General features: G+C 34.0%; 18 protein-coding genes and 1 pseudogene. 3 read left to right on the top strand and 16 right to left on the bottom strand.

Annotated features, from left to right (window positions below; translation table 11 throughout):
* Positions 1–49: 49 nt before the first annotated feature.
* From CUU64_RS02465 to CUU64_RS02435, 7 genes are all read right to left on the bottom strand, one after another.
* Positions 50–1,294, bottom strand: a complete 1,245-nt coding sequence (locus CUU64_RS02465) for a surface carbohydrate biosynthesis protein (protein ID WP_257985379.1) — start codon at positions 1,292–1,294, stop codon at positions 50–52.
* A 66-nt stretch (positions 1,295–1,360) separates the two neighbouring features.
* On the bottom strand, positions 1,361–2,266 hold the full coding sequence (locus tag CUU64_RS02460) for a polysaccharide deacetylase family protein (protein WP_101631694.1): 906 nt from the start codon (positions 2,264–2,266) through the stop codon (positions 1,361–1,363).
* 23 nt (positions 2,267–2,289) lie between these two features.
* Complete coding sequence (locus tag CUU64_RS02455) at positions 2,290–3,396, bottom strand: GNAT family protein (protein WP_101631693.1); 1,107 nt, start codon at positions 3,394–3,396, stop codon at positions 2,290–2,292.
* A gap of 1,090 nt (positions 3,397–4,486) precedes the next feature.
* Positions 4,487–5,629 carry a glycosyltransferase family 4 protein gene (locus CUU64_RS02450; RefSeq protein WP_101631692.1) on the bottom strand — a complete coding sequence of 381 codons (1,143 nt, stop codon included), beginning with the start codon at positions 5,627–5,629 and terminating at the stop codon, positions 4,487–4,489.
* Positions 5,630–5,645: 16 nt separating this feature from the next.
* Positions 5,646–6,680, bottom strand: coding sequence for a CotS family spore coat protein (locus tag CUU64_RS02445; protein WP_101631691.1), 1,035 nt, complete (start codon positions 6,678–6,680; stop codon positions 5,646–5,648).
* A gap of 14 nt (positions 6,681–6,694) precedes the next feature.
* Positions 6,695–7,726 carry a CotS family spore coat protein gene (locus CUU64_RS02440; protein WP_180954439.1) on the bottom strand — a complete coding sequence of 344 codons (1,032 nt, stop codon included), beginning with the start codon at positions 7,724–7,726 and terminating at the stop codon, positions 6,695–6,697.
* 16 nt (positions 7,727–7,742) lie between these two features.
* Positions 7,743–9,131, bottom strand: a complete 1,389-nt coding sequence (locus CUU64_RS02435) for a sugar phosphate nucleotidyltransferase (RefSeq protein WP_101631689.1) — start codon at positions 9,129–9,131, stop codon at positions 7,743–7,745.
* A 336-nt stretch (positions 9,132–9,467) separates the two neighbouring features.
* Between CUU64_RS02435 and CUU64_RS02430 the strand changes: the two genes are divergently transcribed.
* A complete protein-coding gene (locus CUU64_RS02430; RefSeq protein ID WP_180954438.1) occupies positions 9,468–10,601 on the top strand; it encodes a glycosyltransferase family 4 protein in 1,134 nt (377 codons plus the stop codon).
* 11 nt (positions 10,602–10,612) lie between these two features.
* A complete protein-coding gene (locus CUU64_RS02425) occupies positions 10,613–11,371 on the top strand; it encodes a sulfotransferase family 2 domain-containing protein (protein WP_180954437.1) in 759 nt (252 codons plus the stop codon).
* Positions 11,372–11,389: 18 nt separating this feature from the next.
* Here CUU64_RS02425 and CUU64_RS21645 read toward each other — a convergent pair whose 3' ends face one another.
* Positions 11,390–11,683, bottom strand: a complete 294-nt coding sequence (locus tag CUU64_RS21645) for a hypothetical protein (RefSeq protein WP_142383586.1) — start codon at positions 11,681–11,683, stop codon at positions 11,390–11,392.
* Between the two features lie 264 nt (positions 11,684–11,947).
* On the opposite strand from CUU64_RS21645, the pseudogene CUU64_RS02420 reads away from it, so the two are divergent.
* Positions 11,948–12,684 (top strand): annotated as a pseudogene (locus CUU64_RS02420) (transposase); the annotation flags it as partial.
* Positions 12,685–12,942: 258 nt separating this feature from the next.
* On the opposite strand, the gene CUU64_RS02415 reads toward CUU64_RS02420, so the two are convergent.
* From CUU64_RS02415 to CUU64_RS02380, 8 genes are all read right to left on the bottom strand, one after another.
* On the bottom strand, positions 12,943–13,689 hold the full coding sequence (locus CUU64_RS02415; protein ID WP_101631686.1) for an acylneuraminate cytidylyltransferase family protein: 747 nt from the start codon (positions 13,687–13,689) through the stop codon (positions 12,943–12,945).
* A 1-nt stretch (position 13,690) separates the two neighbouring features.
* Positions 13,691–14,662 (bottom strand): Gfo/Idh/MocA family protein, encoded by a 972-nt coding sequence (locus tag CUU64_RS02410; protein ID WP_101631685.1) that lies wholly within the window; start codon positions 14,660–14,662, stop codon positions 13,691–13,693.
* On the bottom strand, positions 14,656–15,447 hold the full coding sequence (locus CUU64_RS02405; protein WP_180954436.1) for an SDR family oxidoreductase: 792 nt from the start codon (positions 15,445–15,447) through the stop codon (positions 14,656–14,658). The genes CUU64_RS02410 and CUU64_RS02405 overlap by 7 nt, the downstream gene beginning before the upstream one ends.
* A gap of 187 nt (positions 15,448–15,634) precedes the next feature.
* Positions 15,635–16,675, bottom strand: a complete 1,041-nt coding sequence (locus CUU64_RS02400; RefSeq protein ID WP_101631683.1) for an N-acetylneuraminate synthase family protein — start codon at positions 16,673–16,675, stop codon at positions 15,635–15,637.
* A 571-nt stretch (positions 16,676–17,246) separates the two neighbouring features.
* A complete protein-coding gene (gene neuC, locus CUU64_RS02395; protein WP_101631682.1) occupies positions 17,247–18,380 on the bottom strand; it encodes a UDP-N-acetylglucosamine 2-epimerase in 1,134 nt (377 codons plus the stop codon).
* A 203-nt stretch (positions 18,381–18,583) separates the two neighbouring features.
* Complete coding sequence (locus tag CUU64_RS02390; RefSeq protein WP_101631681.1) at positions 18,584–19,831, bottom strand: surface carbohydrate biosynthesis protein; 1,248 nt, start codon at positions 19,829–19,831, stop codon at positions 18,584–18,586.
* Positions 19,832–20,713: 882 nt separating this feature from the next.
* Complete coding sequence (locus CUU64_RS02385; RefSeq protein WP_101631680.1) at positions 20,714–20,941, bottom strand: hypothetical protein; 228 nt, start codon at positions 20,939–20,941, stop codon at positions 20,714–20,716.
* A gap of 646 nt (positions 20,942–21,587) precedes the next feature.
* Positions 21,588–22,202, bottom strand: a complete 615-nt coding sequence (locus tag CUU64_RS02380; protein WP_101631887.1) for an NUDIX hydrolase — start codon at positions 22,200–22,202, stop codon at positions 21,588–21,590.
* Positions 22,203–22,265: the final 63 nt, after the last annotated feature.

The following is a 22,265-nucleotide window of genomic DNA, read 5'->3' as shown; positions in this document are numbered from 1 at the left end:
GAGCCACTTTACTATTTTAGAAAAATTTTGCATTGAATACAAAAATATTTTAATTATTATTTGGTTTTATCAATAAAATATCTTTATCAATTTGATGAAATATTTTTTTATTCTCAAATTTTTCAATATCATTTACTTTGTCAAAAAAAGCATTTATTTTACTAGCTGAAATTCCCTTCTTTGTTTTCCAAATTTGCGTAGTACCAATATTTTGTAAAAATGAACTTTCTAAACAAGACTCATTCTCTACAAATATCTGATCTAATAATCTGATAATCTCTTCATATGCATAGTTTTCATCAATGGCTGCGTAATACTTTGATAGAATTTCCTTTTGTATGGAATTATTTTGATCTTTTGCTTCATCGATCTCCCCATCAGTTAAATAAGCATCAATAAATGAATTTATTTCATCTACGCAGGTAGCTTTATAGCTAATTGCGTTTGGTAAATATTCATCATTTTCTTCTGATTCAAACGGCATATAAGAAATAACTGGTTTGTCAAGTAAAAATGATTCAATTCCAGTTGTGCAGCCATTGTGTATAACGATTTTTGAAGCTATTATCCACTTTATAACACTACCGCTATGAAGGACTGATACATTTTTAAAATTAGACAGTTCATCTTTGTAGCTGTTATAATTTTCACGTTGATGAGGACGTACCACGATATTTAGATCTGCCCTTATTTGACTTAGTTCTTTAATCATTTGAATAAAGTAGTTATAAAGTTTTTTCATTTCCTGATTTTCATTGTCAAAGCCATCTTTTTTGCGGTTGTATCTTGCAAACCTTGTATTGATTAAAATAAAATCTCCATAATTCCTCTTGATTTCTTGTATTTCTTTATTGTAAATAGTGCGAAATTTTTTTTTTGTTAAATCAAAACGAGGGTGACCTGTTAAATGTATTTTTTCGTGATGGCCATATGCTTTTTCTATCACATCCTTTTGTACATTTCCCCAACAATATATTTGATTAACTATCTTGAAATATTTCTCATTCATTCTACGCCTTAAATATGTGTCTTCATTAAAAATTAATCCTTCTTCATCCAATTCAACAACAGCGTGGCCCAACTCTTTAGCTTTAAATAACTCCTTTTTTAATTTTGGGTCTCCTTTGGACATAAGTATGCCTTTTGGAAAAGAACTCAAGTATCTCCACATTTTACGTTTTTTTCCGATAATTACGTTATAATTTTGTTTCACTGCATAATAGGCGAGAAGTAATTTTCCATCTAACTCCCTGGTAAGGATCTCTACCGGTAAGTAAAGCCATTTTTCTGACATAGGGATCATCCTTTCTTGCTCTATTCTTTTTATTAATTGTAAACATTGACGAAGATATTTTTAATATTAATCTGTTAGAATAAGGTTGCTCAGAGGTGGGAGATTAATACAATCAAATCTTTTCAACCAAAACTTTGATAATCCGTTGTTCAGTCCAGAAATAGTTAAAAACCCTCCTTTATAACCATGATCTTTTAATATTGGCTCTAATTTTTCAATCATCGTTTTATATTGTTCCCCACCGCCAAATGCCGGAGTATACCATTTAGGGTCGATTCCTATATTTTCTTTTATGAAATTAGCACATGGTTCAATTTCGTTCTTATAAAAATGTAAAGCATTTCCTGAATATGGTCTGTGATCCACACAATGTACCCCTATCGTCATGCCAGCTTCTTTCATCTTGATAAATTCTTCATTTGATATATAAAATTGTTCTATGAAATTTTTTTTACTTCCGAAGTTTGAAATTACCCTATTTTCTAAAAATTCCAGACTTTGATTTTCACTTAATACATAATTTAATGTGTATTTTATATATCTTCGAAGTAAATCCACTTCATAGTGATAAACGGTAGAACTCAATTTATCTATATCTTTCAGATCGAATTCCTTATTTATTTCAGTCCAAATTTCTTCTTCGGAATAAGTTGACAAAACCGTGTGAACTAAATGGAATACTGGTATTTTCCCTTTTACATAGGGTCCTGACATTACCGTAAAATAAGCAGGTAGCCCTTTACGCTTTAAAATATCGAACGCAATGGTAGACTGATCTTTTGTTGCGTCGTCAAACGTTAAAACACATTTAGGTTTGGAACCTTTTTTATCTAAATCATCAGGTCCAACTATTTCAAAATATTTACTTAATATCTCTATCTGAGTCTTAAATTTTTCAGGCTCTAAAGGATGAATACCATTCCATCCATCACGGTTTCGCACATAGTGATACATTACTGCTATATCTTTCACTTTTTCACCCTCTGATCAATTAATTAGTTGGGACGGTCCTGGTCTGCATCTCCTTTTGTGACATACCAAAGATTATCTTTAATAATGTTATATTCTTTTAATAACTTCGGCGTTACATACATTGAAGCCATTAAATTTGTTACTTCTAAGTCAAGTGGTTGAAATCTTAGAGGGACAACAAGATTATCTGTAAGACTTTTTAGTGTTCTCTTAAATCCGACTGCCTCCAGCCCCCAAGTACTTATAGACGAAAAGCAAAAAAAGTCGAAAAAAAGCATGTCTTTATCTATGTTAATTAAGGAATTGGCTAAAGATATAGCGCTATCCTGATCCGATGAAATAAATTCAACAATTCTCCCTATTGATTCACCGTTTAAAACATTCTCTATCCTAATTATGGCAAGACCTTTATAATTGCCGTCAGCATCTATACACAAAAGGACCTTATATTTAAAATATGGATGTAATAAATATCTCCATTTAATGAATGAATAGTCCCTTGTGAACCCTGCCGACTGTTTTGCGAAATATTCCCAATAAAATTTATCCCACTTCTCTTTTTCTAAGTCATTTACTTCATTGACTATATAATTAGAATTAGTCTGTACCGCTTTTACTTCCTTCCAATATCTTAATAGGCCATGATCTCCACCTAGCATTTTATCTATTGTTTTTTCTTTGTTTAAAATTCCAATCCAACGTGGTGTCTCATATAACACCTTCCATCCCATCATCTTATACAGCAGTGCTACATTTTCGTTAATTCCTAAAGCGAGGATAACACTAGGTTGAAACTTTTGTACTTCCTGCATCAGAGCTAATCCTGCACCGGAATTTCTGTTCTCTTGCAACACAGCCCAGTTTGCAAGACTACATCCAACTTCTTTTCGTCCCTGAATATTCAGATTGAATGGCATAATCCCTAAAATGGCAATTAAGCGACCATTTTTCCATGCACCTAGAAAACTATAATGATTATCATCTATAAATTTATTTTTAGACGGATTCTCAAAAAACATATACTTTAATAACTTTTCTTCTCTAACCAAAATATGATTTTTTCCCCAGATATCATTGATTCCTTGCTGTAATTCATTCGTTTCACTTACTTTAAAAAATCGAATTTCCATTTTCCCTCCTAACAGAACAGTTATTCGGATGTGGTTTATTATATTAAGGAATAACAATATTTTTACATTCAGTTGAATATTTAAGAAATAGTTGGAAAATTATTCTTTTATAACATTACTTTTGTATATCCTAAACAGTGAATTAAGTGTTAAACCGTGACTAGAATACTGTTCTCAAATGCCATAAAATTAGCTTTTCAACAATCCTATATTGATTGGTGTAAGCTATATCCAAAAGGTGCAACTACTATTTCCTATTGCATAGCTTATGAAAAATTATAAAAATGGTGTCAAACGCTCATTTTATTTTGATGAAATCAAACGGGGACGCTAATAATACCGACGCCGGTTAATCATTAAAAATCCAAAACATAGGCTCATACTCTTTAAAAAATATTTAAACTAAAGTTATAGAACGGAAGTATTAACTTTTGTATTTTTGTTACGGCGAATAAATACTCAGGAATCACAAGTTCAACTGGATCTTGCAGCATTTTGTGGTATTTATATTTTTACAGTAAAACTGGACGACTTCTAATCGATTTCGCTATACCTGCCAACTTTTCCCAATCTATGGTTAATGGTTAGGAAAACATATTCCATTTAGGCGAGATAGCAATGAACTTGTGGATTTCTTACACGAAAAAAAGCTGAACAACTTTTACAAATAAAATCAATCAGGCTGATTCAATTTGGTAAACCCGATTGGCACCAGCCTAATTTTTTAGGATCCTTTTCCTAACCATTTGGAGCCCACCAATTAGCTGGCCTCAACAGCTTCATGAGTGCGAGTAGGCCAATGATCCGGATAAACGTAGCATCAATCAAAATGGCACAAAACAAACCCACGCCTAGAGCTTTGGTACACCATTTTTATATAAAAACAAGCTTTAGTGGCTTAGGGCAGATAAACAAAAAAAGGCAATGATTTGTCATCATAGCCTTCATCATTTTATTTGAATTCCTTATCAACTCTTACTTTAATTGGGCCATTCTCGCTTCAATTGTGCTGTGGTCGTAGTTCTTTTGTATAAGGGCATTTAAAAAATATCCTGCCTTGATTGGACAGGATATTTTTACAAATTACATCCTAATGCTGGCTTATCATATGATTTGTCTTGTAAAGCTTTTCATACACCTCCAGTGTTTGTTGTGCACTGCTCGCCCAAGAATAATTTCTGGCTTGCTTCAAACCTTCTTTACTCATTTGGACTAATTGATTCTGATTATTTATGAGTTTTTCAATGGATGTAGCTAAGCTTAACTCATCGTATGGGTTTATCAACACTCCTGCATCACCAGTAACTTCAGGAATAGATGAAGTGTTTGAAGTAATTACAGGTGTACCGCAAGCCATTGCTTCCAGAGGCGGCAAACCAAATCCTTCATACAAGGAAGGGTAAACAAATAATTCAGCTGCATTATATAAAAATGGAAGGTGAAGCACTGGAACCAAACCAGTAAAGATAACTCGATCTTGCAGATTTAGAGTTTCAGTTATCTTTACCAAATGATTAAAGCTCCGATTCCTTTTACCTACTATCACAAGCTTATAATCTTCATTAATGTCTTTTTGAATGTCCCAAAAAGCTAAAATTAGTGCTTTAACATTTTTTCGATATGAAAGACCTCCGACATACAAAAGATAAGGAGAGTTAATGCCGTATTTTTGTTTGATAAACTTTTTTGCTTTATGCTTTTCAATGGGTTTATAAATGTCTTCAGCGGCTCCGTAAATAACCCGAATTTTTTCGTCAGGAAGATTAAAAAAACGTTTTATTTCTTGTTTTGAGTAATGCGACACAGTAAGAATCATATCAGATTGTTCCATTACCCGGTGCAACTCATTTAGAAATATTTTAAGATATCCTGAACTGGTTGTTTCAGGATAAATATATGGAATTAAATCATGAACAGTAGATATATAAAGGCACCGTTTTGCTCTCGGCAGCCCGATTCCATTTTGAGGCACATGATATATATCCACCTTTTCTTGTCCAATTTGGGGAGGAATGCAAATTTCTTCCCAAAAACTATCCTTGTTAAAGTCAATACTTTGAAACACTTTTTCTTTCGTATGATTAAGTTTATCGGATATGTCACTCGGCAAAAAAAAACGATATTGATTCGCTTTATCAATTGCATATAGGTTTTTGACCAGCTGGTACGTATATGTGCCAATACCTGTACCCCGGTACCAAATAGCGGCCCTGGCATCCAAACCTATTTTCATGTTGACTCTCCTCTTTTCAAAGTGCTTTCAATAATTTTGCGGCACTTGTTTCAAATTTTTGTAAGAAGCTTTTGCGATTTTCCTGTTGCTTTAACCATCCAATAAGCCTTGTTTCTAATTTTTGTATATTGTTCCTCTTTTCAACGTAATAAAATCTGGCTAATTCGTAAAAGTCCTGAGGAAAACGAATCATAGCATGGATTAGACGTTCTTCTCCGTCATGGGGTGGCGTGGCTCCGTAATATGTTTTTAAAATGAATAACGCCTTCTCCAAATCCCAACATGAGTCTTTCATATTCCTTAAAATTAGTGACGCTATATCATGGGTCCTAATGTCACTGATGGCATAGTCAAAATCGATAAGGGCAATTTGTTGTGAATCCGATATCAAAATATTGTGGTTTGCAAGGTCATGGTGGCAAAATCCATTTAATTTTTTTTCGTAGAGGCTGATCTCCTGATATCGTGAATTTGATAAAAGACGGACTGCAAATAAAGCTTCTTTGATTGCAAAGTCTACATGTTTCGCATACATTTGATCAAATATGGTCTCTTGTTTTTCTGATGCAGCCTTCCAAATTTGCATCTCCTTTATACGCTCGATAAAATGCCCCTTCCAAGTTCCCCATTGAGTTTTTCCCGGGCAGTATGGTGGTTGAAATCCACGAGTAGCTTCATGAAAGATTGCAAGGCTTTGTACGGTACGGGATAAATCATTTTTATCCGAATATTGAATTTCTCGTCCTTCGAGCAGTTCCATCATAAATGAATGGCTGTTGTTACTTTGTACAAACAATTCCCCGCTTCGGTTAGGAATTACTTCAGGCACTGGAAACCCTTTCTGCTTTACATGACTCATTGCCGCAAACGAATAAAGTAGTTCCTTTTGGGACAATTTAAATTTCTTTAAGACAAAATCTCCTGTAGTTGTTTGAAGCCGAAGCACTTTTCGCAGTTGATGAGCATCGATTACCTCCATATTGTATTCCGATAAAACATCATAGGTGAAACCATTAAGCTCCAGCTCTTGTTTGATAATCTGGTTATTCATAACCCTTTCCCTCCCTAAAGCCTTGTTGGGAAAGACTCTAGGTATTTTAAGCGTTTATCGAATGTAGCAGCTTCTTTGCTTATCATTTGTACTGTCTTCTCTTGTGTGTAGCGCTGTGTTATGAAGCTTCGTTCAACTATTTTCCAGTAGCTTTTCGGTAAATGCATGACTGCTTTTAAAACTTCTAATTCCTCTTTACAAAGAGGATTTATTTCATGATAAGCTTGCAAAATAGTATAATTGAGATCAATATCCCAGTTAGCCCTTTGCATCACTTTTCTTAAAAAACGGGCAACATCGTGGATACGTAAATTTTGTGAACAATAATCAAAATCAATTACGTGCATTTTTCCGTCTTTTGAACGGATAAGATTATGGTAGGCAAAGTCACCGTGGATAAATCCCTTTTCTATAACGGCTTGATTTAGAACCTGTTGGTAGGCGGTTGCATTTAAATGTTTCTTCCCGTCGTCTGCCATTTTAATCATGACCGGTGCTGTCTCGAGAAAAACTGAACCCAAGTGTGATTCAGGTTGTTGTTTCACTTCATTATATAGAGATTTTAATTTCTCCACTGCCGATTCATATTTCTTATCCCAACCATGCCATTTTGTCCTTATGACTGCATAGGGTGAGGGTGAAAAACCCACTGAACAATGGTGTAAGGCAGCTTGTAATCGCATTATTTCTTTTAACTGATCCAGTTTCCTTATATCGCTCTCGGTTCCATCAATCCATTCATTTAAAAAATAAAAATTACCATCACTTGCAGGAACAAAGGACTGTCCATTACATGTAATCCGCCAGCGCGGCTGATTGTGAAAATCATTTTTCCACAGATGTTCCTGGGCTTCGTAAATAAAATGTAGTTTTTGTGGTTTATGGTCAACTTTTTTGAGGGCATAGGTACCCTTATCTGTCTCAACTTTTACTACTGCCCTGACTTGCTCAGCATTTTTAACGGTCAGCCCCCAATGTTTTTCCAGGTTTGCGTCTGAAATGAAATCAATTAGTTTTATCTTGATGTCTTTTTTCCTTTTGGCCATATTCATATCCCAACCTTTACGGTGATTCGTAAGGAAAATGTTCATTTTTCCAAGACAGTTTTTCTATATCCTCCCAAGTCATGCATATCCGTTCAATATCATCTTCTAATAATTCACTTCCCATTTGAACTTCAATAAATTGAAGATCCGTCAATGCCTTTACCGCATGCTTAGCGCCTATCGGAATTTCGAGTACATCACCCGGCTTAACCTTTCTTATTCTTTCATTTAACACGAAGAGACCGGTACCCCATATGATCGTCCATACTTCACTTCTTTTTGCGTGTGTCTGGTAGCTTAAGTTTTTACCCGAATGAATTGAAATCGATTTTGTCAAAACCTTATTTCCATCCTCTAACGTTAGGAAATCCAAAACCCGGTAAGAACCCCAACGTCTTTCTTCAACCATTTGCCTTTCATTTATATGATTCACGAGCGTTTTAATAGCTGAGCTTTTGTCTTTGTGAGAAATTAAGATTCCATCCTGGCTAGCCGCCAATACAACATCAGATAATCCATTAATCACGATAGGAATGTTTAATTCATTTATGATATGAACATTACTTGAATCATCACTTAATATCCCTCTTCCTTTGATATTCGTTTCCATGACCTGAGTAAATTCCCCCCAGGTACCGAGATCCTTCCAGTATCCATCAAAAGGCATTACTATAACATTTTGGGCTTTTTCCAGTACTTCAAAATCAAAACTAATCTTTGGCAATTGTGCATAGTTTGAAACCAAGTCCATATAATCCGTTGGGTAATCTTTGTTTTTTAACAGGTCTATTAAAAATTGGAGCTTAAACGCAAAAACACCACAATTCCATAATGCTTTACTTTGGATAAGCCTCTCTGCTAAATCTTTTGAAGGTTTTTCAATGAAATGCTTTACTTTTTGGCAAGATTGATCATTGGTATGATCCGGAATGATATATCCATACTTCTCTGAAGGTTTAGTAGGCGCAAGTCCTAAGAGTGATATTTCAGCGTTGTTTCTAACATGAATTTGTTCAAGTTGTTTTAAGACAGAAAAAAACTGGTTATCTACCAATTGGTCAACCGGTAATACACAAATAACCTCATTGTTTTCTATGCCTTCAACAGATTGAAGGTAAGCTGCAGCCAAAGCAATAGCAGGAAAGGTATCCCTTCGTTCAGGTTCAATAATTAGACGCACATCATTACCCAACTGGTTGTAAATACTATCAACTTGTTCTTTATTCGTAGACAAATAAGTATGCTTTACGAGCCCAATATCACTTAACTGTCTCCAAATACGCTGTATCATTGATTCGTATCCAGAAGAACTTTGAAGTAATTTCAAATATTGCTTTGATCTAACTGAGTTTGATAATGGCCATAACCTCGTTCCTGAACCTCCAGATAGAAGAATGATTTTCATAGTCAATAACCCCTTTATCTTGTACGATGGGATATTATATGCGGTTGGACTTAAATGGTATGGTTTGCTGTGCCATTTGTTAATCCGTAAATAGGGAGAACTGGTTTTCATCCCCAAAATTAACAAGCATTTTACAGACGAGCCTTTTTTTTCATTGGAAGCTAAATTTTCATTTCGTTTTTTTGAAATTTTCATATGGTACCTATATAGCAGGAAAACATTGCAATTCCATTAAAACTTTTATGTCTAAAAATTTCGGACGCAATGATTAAGAACTTTAATAATAAATGGAAGTACAATAGTGTGAAAAAGGAATTGAGAAAAGGAGTTAATCATGTGAAGGAAGGAACCAACTATTCTGAACTGTCAATTGCTATAGATGGAAGAGAGGTAACTAATCAAGGAACAGGAATCGGAAGATACACTAATAATCTAATCATGAACCTTCTTAATTTAGATAAAACAACAAGATATTTCGTGTTGACTAATGCAGAAAATATCCAATTGGGGGAATATCCAAATCTTATCGTTTTACCTTCTAAGAAGATGAAAAGCAGGGAATGGGAAACGAATTTTATACCCGAGGTTATGAAACAATACAATGTGGACCTTTTTCACAATACCCGTTCTGGCAATACCTACTTTCAACCCTTGGATTTCCCCTTTGTTACAACTGTACATGATATTATTCCGTGGAAATTCCGTAATCAATTTTCTGAAAAAATCGTCAATAGATGGAAGGATTTGTTTCCTCACTACGTAAATTGTGCAAAGCACATCATTTCAGTTAGCAATAAAACTGCGGAAGATCTTGTAGAATGGACGGGAGTCGAAAGTACAAAGATCTCAGTCATCTATCAAGGAATAAATCCTATGTTTAAAAGAATACCTGAGGAAACAGCAAAATTACTCATGAAAGCGAATTATGGTATAGATCAGCCGTATATTTTTACGATGGGAAGAAACCAGCAATATAAAAATGTCGAAACTTTAATTAAAGCTTACGGCTTGCTGCCTGAAGGACTGAAGGAAAGGTTGAATTTAGTGATAACAGGAAATAGAGCGGAAGAATATCAATCAATTATAAATCAACTGTCCCTTCAGGAATTTGTTAAACCTTTAGGGTATATAGCTGAAGAACTTTTACCAGCTTTATATAGTGGCAGTGAATTATTTGTATTTCCGTCCTTATATGAAGGCTTTGGGTTTCCTCCACTGGAAGCTATGTCATATGGAGTCCCGGTTATAAGTTCTGACATGGATACAATGAAAGAAGTGTTAGGAAATTCAGCTATCTACTTTAACCCTTGTGATCCGTGCGATATAGCAGACAAAATTCAGTTAATGATGAACAATCCTTCCCTTTGTATGGAGATGAGTGAAAAAGGAATAGAACATGTGAAGAAATACTCATGGGAAGAAACAGCCCGCCAAACATTACAAGTATATCATTCTATATTAGCTTTATGAGGAGGAAAACCATGAACGAAAAGAAAGTTGCTATCTTTCTGCATATCCCCAAATCAGCGGGATCTACCTTGCGTAGCATCCTGAAAAAAAACTATGATTCACAAGAATTACGTATTGGAAATAGAGAAGAGATGATTGAGTCACTTAAAAATTTATCTAAAGAAGAAATGGAAAAAATAAAATGTATAAATGGCCATGTACTATTTGGTATTCATGATTATCTTAACGAAAGGCCGTACAATTATTACACCATGCTACGAGATCCGATTGAGCATGTCATTTCGGAATACTATTTTATAGTACGAAAACCGAATAATATTTCTTACGAAAAAGTAAAAAGCATGAGTTTTGAAGAATTTGTCTTGTCAGAAGAATTCACGGGACGAACTTCAAACAGGCAAACCTTTTTTATCTCAGGGGGAGCAAAAGATGCTATAGAAATAGCAAAGGAAAATTTAAAGAACTACTTTTCGATTGTTGGTATAACAGAGATGTTTGACGAGTCTATATATTTATTTGCTAAAGAATTAGGCTGGGAAGATTATTATTATAAAAAGAAAAATGTCACAAAAAGCCGTCCATCAAGAGAAGACTTCCCTGCACATCTAATCGAAATCATCAAGAAAAATAATGAGTTAGATATAGAATTATATAATTATGGCAAACAGCTATTAGAAGAGAAGATAGAAAACTTGGGCAATAAAAAAAGGGGAAAAATGGAACAATTTATCCAAAAGCAAGACAGAATAAATAAAAGCACTAAAAATTAAATGGTGTATTTAGCACCTTCAGAGAAAAACTTGTGTTAAGCTATCAATTTCCATGTCGCGATGAAGGAGAAGTAGCCGTATGAACTTCCGGTCACTAACTGGCCCTTCCTGCTCCCGCAATTTCGAATGGAACCTTTTGAATACTTTAGGCACTTCGGAAGAATGGAATGTGTGGGCATCCCTAATTGCCCTTGGTTTCTTTGGTAGTACTACAAGGTAGTGATCAAGAAATGTAATCATCTGATTGCGCTCGTAGGACCGAGGGTGTTCAGCAATCACTTCGTTTCGAGCCTCTACGATTACACGATTCAAAAAAATGTTTTGCCCACACGGCCTGTCCTGCAAAACGTGAGGGCACAGAATAAACGGTTGATTTCAACTGGGATGAGAGAAGTTTTATTAACCTTACATGAAAGTAACTAACAAGCTTCAAATTGGTTTGACGGAAGGGGATAAAGATCTTTTTCCCTTTCCCACATCTCTAGTAGAAATGATTCTTTAAATATGTACAGTAACACTTGAATAAAGATGTACCAAATTGATAGTGTTCTACATACTAATCTCGAGGTGGTTAGAATGTACATACCATTAAATGTTGATAAAGATTTTGAGATTAAGAGTCTACTAGACTTACCAACATTTAAACAACTAATGGAGAATTTGAAAATGAAAATAAATAAAAGCAAACTAGCAGAGGAATTAGGGGCGGATCGGCGAACCACAAAAAATACTTAAATGGTTTTGTGCCAAAAAGGAACCGTGAAAAACCTTCTAAAGTTGATCAGTACTATGAAATCATCGCTGCCCTCCTGTAGAAGGATTCCAAGCAGGTGTTTTACTATCGCCGTGTACTTTGGCAGTATTTAAAGGATCATCATGGTTTGGAGTGTGGGGCTTAGGCATTTCGGGCGAATATTGCACGCATACCAGAATTTAGAGCTTACTTTGAGGCGGACAAGCGTATTGCTTCTCCTAAGGGGACAGTCCGCTATGAAACCCTTTCCGGGCCAACAAGCCCAATTGGATTGGAAAGAAAACATTCGATTTGAGACAAAAGATGGCGAACAGATCGACATAAATGTAGTTGTATTGGTCCTGTCCAGGTCAAGGCTTCGTTCCTTTCACATGAGTATATCGAAGTCCCAAAGCGTATTATTTTTCTTTTTTATCAGAAGCCTTTGAAGGCTTTGGCGGGGGTGCCTGCAGAAATCCTTACGGATAGTATGAAATCAGTCATGGATGAGGCCAGAATAGAGCATCGTCCAGCGAAAGTGAATGCAAAGTTTGAACAGTTTGCGAAGGATTTTGGATTTAATGGTAAAGGTCGCAGCCTTTCCACATTTGAAGGAAATAAAAGATTTTGATTTTACGTTCCAAACGTCGATCAATCAACAGCAAATTTAGTTTTCTTGACTTTTCGTTTTATCAATATGGATTTCTTCATTCAACCACTAATACCTCATCAAGTAGGGTAGCTAGCCGTGTAGCCAACGTACATCCGTTAATCGCCCTCGGGCAATAAACCAGTTAACCTTCATAGCTTGCACCCTCCTTGTGGTTTGTGTAAATAGCTAATTTGTAAATAATTCTGGGAAATGATCGAAATAATAGTGCTGTACTAACAGCTCTAATATTTCAAAATCCTTTTCTTTGTCAATATCAATTACGTAAGTATCTTCCATTTGAATCATTCCGCTTTGGCCCTCAAAAGAAATCCTTTCCAACTTATTACATAGGGAATCTCGATCAAAACAATAGATGGATGCATTCATATCAAATACCTCTGGTGCTTGTTGTCTACAAGCAAAATCGGAGTCCTTTACTTTATTTGCAAAACCGTTTTCGATTTCCACCATATTGAAATACGGATTTCTTCGGGATTCTACAGCCGAAAAGACTAAATCATACTTTCCAGCACTTTCAACACACAGATTGAGCGCTCTTTCAATATCATTTACTTTTCTTAAGAGGGAAGTGATATCAAGATCTATAACATAATCATATTTTCGCTTCTTTAATTTCTCCATTGTCAAAGTAGCATGCTTAATAACCGGAACCTTAGGTGTATCATCCATTGCTAATTCTAAAGGCCTTTTTATTACATTTACAAAATCATATGCACTTGAATAATTAAGTATATCGTCACTATCACTACTTACAGCTATGTCCGTGACATAATCCTTCATTTTATATTCACGAAACATGTTTGCTATTTTTAAAGAATAATAAATTAGTGGTTTACCCATAAAATTTCTTATATTTTTATTTTTTACACCTTTTGATCCTGCCCTGCCGCATATCGTTATTAATATATTCATACTATAATTCCCCTTTAGCTAATTTAAGCACTTTATATGCATTATAAATGTCATTAATATTCCTAGTATGATTACGATTCAAAATCATATCGATAAATGCAGACATCTCACGATAATAATGATCTTCGCTTGAATCAAATTTAACAATATTATTTGAACGTAAATATTTAACTTCTTTATTAATAAAATCTCCAATTACAACATCATCATTGTAATATAGTTCAATTTCCCTTTTATCAAACCTTCCGAAATAATCCAAATGCATTTCTACAACAAAATTATTATAGCTAAAAATATAGACTGCTAAATCACACGCATTCATATTTAAGTTGGAGTAGTGTCCGGCAACTCTTTTAACGCTATTAGGGAGACCAAACAAGTCAACCATATAGTCTATTTCATGTATTAAATCAATATCTACACCTCCTCCTGCTTTTTTATCAGTTCTAAAACTTTTTGTATAGTCACGTCCCTTTTGCCATTCAGGCATAAAGCTAGAACAAATAATTCTTGCAGAAAAGATTTTTTTATTCTGTATAAAATTTTTAATATATAAAAATGTATCCGTATATCTCATTGGTGCAGCAACATAGTATATACTTTCTGAGTTAATATTAATATCTTCTACATCATACTTCGTATGATCAAATAGAGGTTTTTCTATGAACATATTTTGCCCATAATTTACTAAACTTTTAATATAGTCATAATGCATAGCTGTTGGGTTAGTGATAAATATAATATCGTAAGAATCCTCGATTTCTGAGATATTACTTATTTGCTTACTTAAAATTGCTTCATTTTCCGGAGTTAATTTATTAGTCGTATTTCGTAAAGCATGTATTTCCAAATTTAACTGCTTTTCTTTTGCTACTTTTTGAAGATTTTTTAAATGTCTTGTACCGATTGATCCCATTCCGACAAAACATACTTTCAAATTTACATTTGAAAGGGAAATGGTTTTTTCTACCACGCTGTTGTCCCTCCATCAACAGTTACATTAGCGCCCGTCATGTATGATGATGCATCAGAAGCTAAAAGTATAGCAGCTCCTAATAAATCTTCAGGATATCCTATTCTCCCCAACATTGTTCGGTCACTTAAGTTTTTCATAAACAAATCATGTTCCTGAGTTTCGGGATGAGGAAAAGAGCCTGGTGTAATACTATTTACTCTTATTCCAAAATTCGAAAACTGCGATGCACAATGCCTTGTTAGTTGAACTATGGCAGCTTTTCCTGCTCCATAATTAGGAGGACTATTAAATCCTTCAGGATAAATCCTAAAATCAGGAGCAATAAAAGCGTATAGTGAACCAAAATTTATAATACTTCCCTTTAAGTTCTTTTTCATAAATGGAATAACTTCGCGAATACAACGAAATGTCATACCTAATGTACCTTCGATGCCTTGATTCCATATTTCGTCAGACATTTGATCCGCATCCCCTGTGCCACCGTAACCTGTATATGCAGCGCAATTAAACAAAACATCGATTGATCCCAATAATTGCTCCGCTTTTTCATACATTTGTTGCACTGATTTTGTATTAAGTAAATCACATTTAATAAAAAACAATTTATTAAAATTTTCTTTATCGTTTAACATTTCCAGGGAATCTTCTTCAACCATGTCTGCAATAACAACCTTTGCTCCGAAGTCCAATAATCCTTCTACAATTTTAGACCCTAGATATCCAGCCCCCCCAGATACTATTACACCCTTATCCTCTAGCGAAAAGATTTTACTATAATTCATCTTTTTCACCTGCCCTTTCAACATACGTTATTATAAGTGAAGCTCATCTAAGATGTTCCAAATAGTCTTTTCCCAAAAATCTATAGAGGAATCTTATATACCCGTTTCTCAAATCCCAGCTCTAGAATTTCGATAAGATTTTATTTTGCCATAATCAGCGCGGGTTTCCGTTACAAACAAAGCCGTTTTACTGCTCAATATCATTCCAATTAAGATGATGATCTTTTAAAATATAGCCATTCGCTCTCTTTCCAAGGATTGACTCATAATACTCTGCTTTTATCTCTCCTGTACCAGGTCTTTTAACCCAAATATTACTTTCAGTTAGAAGATCACCTTTTTTGATCTCTTTTATTGCTACTACTGTAGCAAAGGCGAAATCACTTGTAACTTTTTCCTCTTTAGCAGCTTCTTTCTTTCCTCCACGCATTCTAAAAATTTCATAGGCACCTTTTATTAATTCTGCCATCTCTTCCGAATCCATAGAATTGACAATGTCCGGACCTTTTCTATTCTTCGAGTCAGTAAAGTGTCTTTCTAAGATAGAGGCACCTAGCGCAGTTGCTGCTAAGCATGCATTGTTATTAATTGTATGATCGGACAATCCAATAACAGCATTAGGAAAGTTCTCTTTCAACTCCATCATTGCAGCCAGCCTAACCAACTCTGGCGGAGTTGGATATAAGTTTGTTGTGTGTAGCAACGCATATGGAACATGATAGCTTTCAATTATTTTTACTGCTTTTTTTACACTTTCGATATTGTTCATTCCTGTTGAAAGAATTATTGGTTTCCCGAAAGAAGCAATGTGTTTTATGAGAGGATAATTATTACACTCACCTGAACCAATCTTATAAGCTGATACTCCCCATTTATTTAATCTATCTGCAGCTGCTCTGGAGAAAGGCGTTGATAAATAGATCATATCCAGTGACTCTACATATTTTTTTAATTCATATTCATCTTCTTCATTCAGGGCAGCTTCCGACATAATTTCATAAATTGACTTATCGGCATTCCCTGGTATAACTTTTTTTGCATCCATTGACATTTCATCTTCTATAATATGTGTTTGATGCTTGATTATTTCAGCTCCTGCTCTTTTCGCTGAATCTACCATTTCCTTCGCGACTTTTAAGCTGCCTCCATGATTAATTCCTATTTCAGCAATTACTAATGGTGGGTACTCCTCACCAACAGTTCTTTTTCCTATATTAAATTGATTCATTTTCTTCACTCCTCCATACTCGCATGTCCAGGGGCATGCGGGATAAAGCCATGGAAATGATTTAAGTTTAAAAATGATGGGGTTAAAAACTTTTACTTGACAGGGGGGATCCGTCATGATACTTTGTAAGCTGTTTGGATGACAGTTCAGTAAAATACATCATTTGCATCCCTAAACAGGCGATGAAAAAATTCAGTATACGAAAGATCCTGATCGAGTCGTAGTGAACCAAGTGGAAGGCAAAGAAAAATGCATTGCGTTCACCTATTTCGAGAGGCAAATAGGAAGTCCTCATAGACGAAGCTGATGGATCAATTTAGGTATGCAAAAATGTAAAGAGCTATATTTTGGACGCACCAAATTTTTCCACAATGGACTATAAATAAATCTGTTGGATGTTGTCTTTTCTGATGCCACTTCATCAAAAGAAATGGATTAACTCATAATCTAACAATATTGCATGGCTGAGCTGACTGATGAAATCTTACGTTTTAAAATCCAATAAAGCTTTAGTTTATTTTTTATTAAAAATTATGAATATCCAAAAAATATTTATGTTAATAGGATTATCCTAAAATTGGACATCATTAAATTTTTTTTGTATTTCAAGTTCCCATATTTGGTTTCCTTCTAATATTTTCATAAATTTCTCATCACTTTTTCCATCACCAAAATTTTTACTTATTATCTTGTGATTACTCGTTTCATTAATTGCATTTAGCAATGCATCTTTTTCATTATCATTAACATGTATTATATTTTTTAATTCATTTGGTGAATATCTTCCTTCTTGCCGTTTTCCAATATCAATTGAAGGAATGCCATACACTCCACTTTCTCTAACACCTGCACTTGAATTTCCAATTATAAACTCACTATGTTTTAATAGTGTTAAAAAGTATTCAAATCTCATCGAAGGGAATATTTTAAAAAACCGATTATTTTCAAGTTTCTTATATTCATTAATTATGATATTACTCCCATGATCGTTATTTGGATAAATAACAATAAAGTTTTTTTTCGTACTAATTAGTGTATCAACAATGCATTTAATGTTATTATGAAGATTATAAATTTCTGTTGTTACAGGATGAAACATTAAAATAGCAAATTTTTCAAATGAAATGTCATAATTTTTCTTTACTTCTTCTATTGTCGGTAAATTATCTGAAAGCATAATGTCTATATCTGGAGAACCAATAATAAAAATAGAATCAGCAGGTTCACCTAATTGAATAACTCTCTTTTTTGCTTCCTCATTACTTACTAAATGCAAATGTGACAGTTTTGTAATTGAATGCCTTATAGACTCATCAATTGTTCCAGATACTTCTCCGCCTTCAATATGTGCTACTCTTATGTTGTTTAAAGCACCTACAATTGCGCCAGCTAATGCTTCAAGTCTATCTCCATGAATAATAATCATATCAGGTTTCAATTCATCTATATAATTACTTAATCCTAAAATAGTATTGCTTAATGCAATGTCCATATTTGAATTTACTTTTTGGTTAATAAAATTATATATGTTATTAAACCTATCTTTTTCTATTTCCTTCCAAGTCGACCCATATTCTGAAAGCATATGCATACCTGTTACAAAGATATATAGTTCAAAATGGGGACTTTTTTCAACTTGGTTCATTAAAGACTTCAATTTTCCATAATCTGCTCTTGTACCTGTTATAAACAGTATCTTTCTCATTTTAAACACTCCGAATCCTAATATGCAAAATCTATGTTGCTGAGAAACAAGCGTTATGATAACAATATGATCAGATAACCCGAGTACTCAATTTTAAATTCTTTTTAGTTCTTGCATCTCACCTTGTCTCACACATTGAGGCGAAGTTGGGTATAAGTTTGTGTAATACAGTAAATCACCTAACAGATTGATTTTTTATAAAGTTACCTTTTTTCTAAATTATTTAATTCTATTAAATAACAATTACTTCCTAGTTTATTTACTGTTATTTCGCTTTTACATTTTTCTATTTCATCTAATTTATTAAAAAAACTCATTATATAAAGGAACATAGGGTCTTTTTTGAGTTCATTATCATTCTGCTGTTTCGAAGTTAGAGCCTGAAATTTCGATTTATTAAATGTATGCTCTCCACTAGTATTTAAGTTATTTATTAAACGTAATATCTTTTCATAGGCGAATGTTCCATCCATAGATGCATAATAGTTTGATAGAATTTCCCTTTTTTTTCCAATATCCTGCTGTTCAAAAGTTGAATTATTTTTACCATCAGACAAAAAAGAATTTATTAACGATAGAAGATCATCTAAATTAGTAGCTTTATGACTAAGTTCATTGGCCACATTTTCATCAGTATGTTCTTCAGATGTTATGGGCATATAAGATATTACTGGTCTTTCCAGTAAAAAAGCCTCAATACCTGTTGTACAACCATTATGAATAACGATATTGGCAGCTAAATTCCATTTCACTATATTTCCTTCATGGACAACAATTACGTTTTTATCATTTTTAAATTCATTTTTATAGCTATCAACATTTTCCATTGGATGAGGACGAATAACAATTTTATGATTGGGATACGTTTGGCATAATACTTTTATCATTCGTATGAAGTGTTCATATAACGTCTGTATAAATTTAGATTTTGTTCTTTTTGCAAATCTTGTGTTTATTAGAATAAAATTCCCAAAATCATTTTTAAGTTTTTTTACTTCATCATTATATAAACCGCGAAATTTTTTTTGAAGTAAATCAAATCTAGGGTGTCCTGTTAAAAATAGTTTGTCAGAACTACCGTATCCTTTTACAAGTGTAGACTTTTGAAGATTTCCCCAGCAGTATATTTGATCAAGTACATTAAAGTGCTGCTCAGGTACTCTATTTTTTAAATAGGATTTTGGATTACAAATTAACCCTTCTTCATCCAACTCAACAGCAATATGGCCTAGCTTCTTTGCATTACGTATACGATTTCTATTTACTGGACCAGCATATCCTTTTGACAAATAAATTCCTTTCGGTAAACAGTCTTTTATTCCGGCTAACTTTTTTTGTTCTGCAAGAATTATATTTATGTTTTGCTTTACACAATAATACGTTAATAGTAATTTTGCATCTAATTCTCTAGTTGTAACTTCAAGTGGTAAATAAAGCCATTTTTTTGACAAATAACCACACCTTTCTTATGACATCATGATCTAAATAAAGGGTTTATTAGGAATGGGAGATTCAAAATCATTATTTTACCTATAACAACGCCATAAGGATTCAATCTACCAATAATTCCGGATGCAAACAAAACTGTTTTTTACTACTGTATCCCCTATTTATAAATATGTCGTTTAAATAGAGGTACGATGTTTTTGTTGATATATACCGCTTATATGGACTCAGTAAATAATATTTGTTGTTTGATAACGCGTCCGTAAAATGGTTTAAATTTCAACGTCTTCCACTAATTAACTGTATGAATCATTACAGACAAGTGCTCTCAATTAACCAAAAAACAATTGAATACCTATAGGATTATGAGGTCAAATGACAAATTGCTAGGATATCGTACACTTATATAGCTTGGCTATCCACTCAGGCTGTCACGCCCACGCCTCAATGAGATTTTCAGTTTGTAATCCGAAGTGGTTTTCTTTTTTCTTTCATTCATTTTCGCTGTATACTAATCGTAATTCGAAAATAGGCAACTTCTATCCATTTCTTCAAAGTCTAAATAATACATCTAATATTGAGAAATATATTAGGATTTTTGGAGTCATAAATTAGAGGAGTATGATGGGCCGTGTGGTTACTTACTACGTTTTAGCAATATTTATTAGCTTTGAACTTTTCATTGAATAGTTTATTAAACTCATCTTACTAATATAGTTTGTTTACAAAGTTATAATCTGGACTTAAAAAGCTTCATTTTGAAAAAAATCTCTCTTTCTAATTTTGTATTAATTTAATTCTCACAGGTATTATGCAAAGGAAACATCTTTTGCAAATAAGATATGCATGGCCTTGTATTAAGGTTCTAATGTTTTTCTGTAATTTTGCTAGACAATGGTACATAATTGAGAATAGAGAAACTTAATATTAAGGGGGAGAGTTGTCCAAGGTAGGCCGCGATAGATAAACCGCATATTATTAATGACATTTTCGTAATCCTTTTTCCCTAAAAAACCGAGAAGTGGACTATAAGCTCCATTTGAAATCAATTCAATGTCAGATATGCTCCAATTTGAGATTGTGAGCTTATTTAAATGTATGGCGTTCTTTATGATATTTTCTCGTTCAAGTCCTTTTAATTCTCATTGAATCAGCTTTCCCCCATGAGGTTCAATAGGAGTTGTATCCATATTCCCTCACTCCAATTTTATGCTAAATTAGAAACTGTTCTATTACATACTACACGTGCCTATTACATCCAAATCGTTTTAATTCAAACATTGCTAAATACTAGCCTTGCATGGTTATTATATTATGTGGACAGGTTCACAATTGATTAAGTTAAACGTTCCAGTCAATATAAAAAATTAAATGGGAAATTTATATTAAATTCACAATGAAGAGTTGTTATGTAAGTGTAGAAATTTGAGGAATTATGTAGATTGGATTTGTTAAGGAGCAAATAAACATATTCACAGCGGCCAGCTTACCTTATCTAGATTCCGATTGGTACGTTTTTAAGAAATAAAGCCTTTCATAGTTGATTCTGTATTGAGGAAGTATCAGTATAACCATTTATTAGAAAGGAGCATGCCTGCTTTTGCTCCTTTCTAAGCTATATTTTAAAGGTAAATCACTATTCTGGGCCGTTTTAAAATGTTTAAATCTAGTTACACTCGAGTATGTTTTATAAACTTCGGCTTTGCATAAGCTGAAGCCTAAAGGACTGATCCTAATAAGAAGACCCCTTCAATCAACACTTTATTTGAGAATTTCCACAAAGTGTGCCAAGATCCTCGCTGTCAAGCCCCAGATAACCCTGTCTTCGTAAAGATAAAAATATTCCTCCATTTTCCGTGTCTGCCAATTATAATTTTCCCCGCCCGCTATGAGGTCGAATGGGAAGTTTTCTTCTGGTTCGGCCCTGAAGTTAATATGATGCACTTTTGGATCGTTCTCCAGGAAAAAAGATAAAGGTACTGTGAAAATCTCCCCCACTTCAGCTGGATTTGTTTTGATGCTTTCCGGGGTATTGATAAATCCTACATAGGGGTAAATGATCATTCCGAATGGCGAAATCATATAATCTATAGGGTACACATTGGAAATGTCGTCCCTGTCAATGCCTAATTCCTCAATTGTTTCACGGATGGCGGCACCTTTTTCGTGTTTGTCCTGTGGATCGATTTTGCCTCCAGGAAAACAGATTTCTCCTGGCTGCCTTCTTAATGTTAGGGAACGCACCTCGAAAATAATGTGAATCCCGTCCTCTTTCCTGATTAGAGGCAAGAGGACGGCATACTTCGAAAAGCTCTCACTCCCCAGAATAGTTGGAGTGTGGCCCTTTATTTTACTAACGACAGTATCAATTTCCATCCTTTCACCCCGCTTTTTTAATTTTCTGTTTTGCAAAGGGGCAATCCCGGGAATCTGAGTTTG

The organism is Bacillus sp. V5-8f, from assembly GCF_002863565.1.
Taxonomy (GTDB): Bacteria; Bacillota; Bacilli; order Bacillales; family DSM-1321; genus Peribacillus.
Note: the sequence above shows the minus strand (reverse complement) of the source record. Positions and strands in the feature narration are given on the sequence as shown.

Coding starts and splice junctions, on each gene's coding strand:
- CUU64_RS02380 (WP_101631887.1), bottom strand. CDS start 22,202: ATGGAAATTGATACTGTCGTTAGTAAAATAAAGGGCCACACTCCAACT.
- CUU64_RS02465 (WP_257985379.1), bottom strand. CDS start 1,294: ATGTCAGAAAAATGGCTTTACTTACCGGTAGAGATCCTTACCAGGGAG.
- CUU64_RS02415 (WP_101631686.1), bottom strand. CDS start 13,689: ATGAATATATTAATAACGATATGCGGCAGGGCAGGATCAAAAGGTGTA.
- CUU64_RS02435 (WP_101631689.1), bottom strand. CDS start 9,131: ATGAAAATCATTCTTCTATCTGGAGGTTCAGGAACGAGGTTATGGCCA.
- CUU64_RS02445 (WP_101631691.1), bottom strand. CDS start 6,680: ATGAATAACCAGATTATCAAACAAGAGCTGGAGCTTAATGGTTTCACC.
- CUU64_RS02425 (WP_180954437.1), top strand. CDS start 10,613: ATGAACGAAAAGAAAGTTGCTATCTTTCTGCATATCCCCAAATCAGCG.
- neuC (WP_101631682.1), bottom strand. CDS start 18,380: ATGAGAAAGATACTGTTTATAACAGGTACAAGAGCAGATTATGGAAAA.
- CUU64_RS02405 (WP_180954436.1), bottom strand. CDS start 15,447: ATGAATTATAGTAAAATCTTTTCGCTAGAGGATAAGGGTGTAATAGTA.
- CUU64_RS02455 (WP_101631693.1), bottom strand. CDS start 3,396: ATGGAAATTCGATTTTTTAAAGTAAGTGAAACGAATGAATTACAGCAA.
- CUU64_RS02450 (WP_101631692.1), bottom strand. CDS start 5,629: ATGAAAATAGGTTTGGATGCCAGGGCCGCTATTTGGTACCGGGGTACA.
- CUU64_RS02400 (WP_101631683.1), bottom strand. CDS start 16,675: ATGAATCAATTTAATATAGGAAAAAGAACTGTTGGTGAGGAGTACCCA.
- CUU64_RS02440 (WP_180954439.1), bottom strand. CDS start 7,726: ATGGCCAAAAGGAAAAAAGACATCAAGATAAAACTAATTGATTTCATT.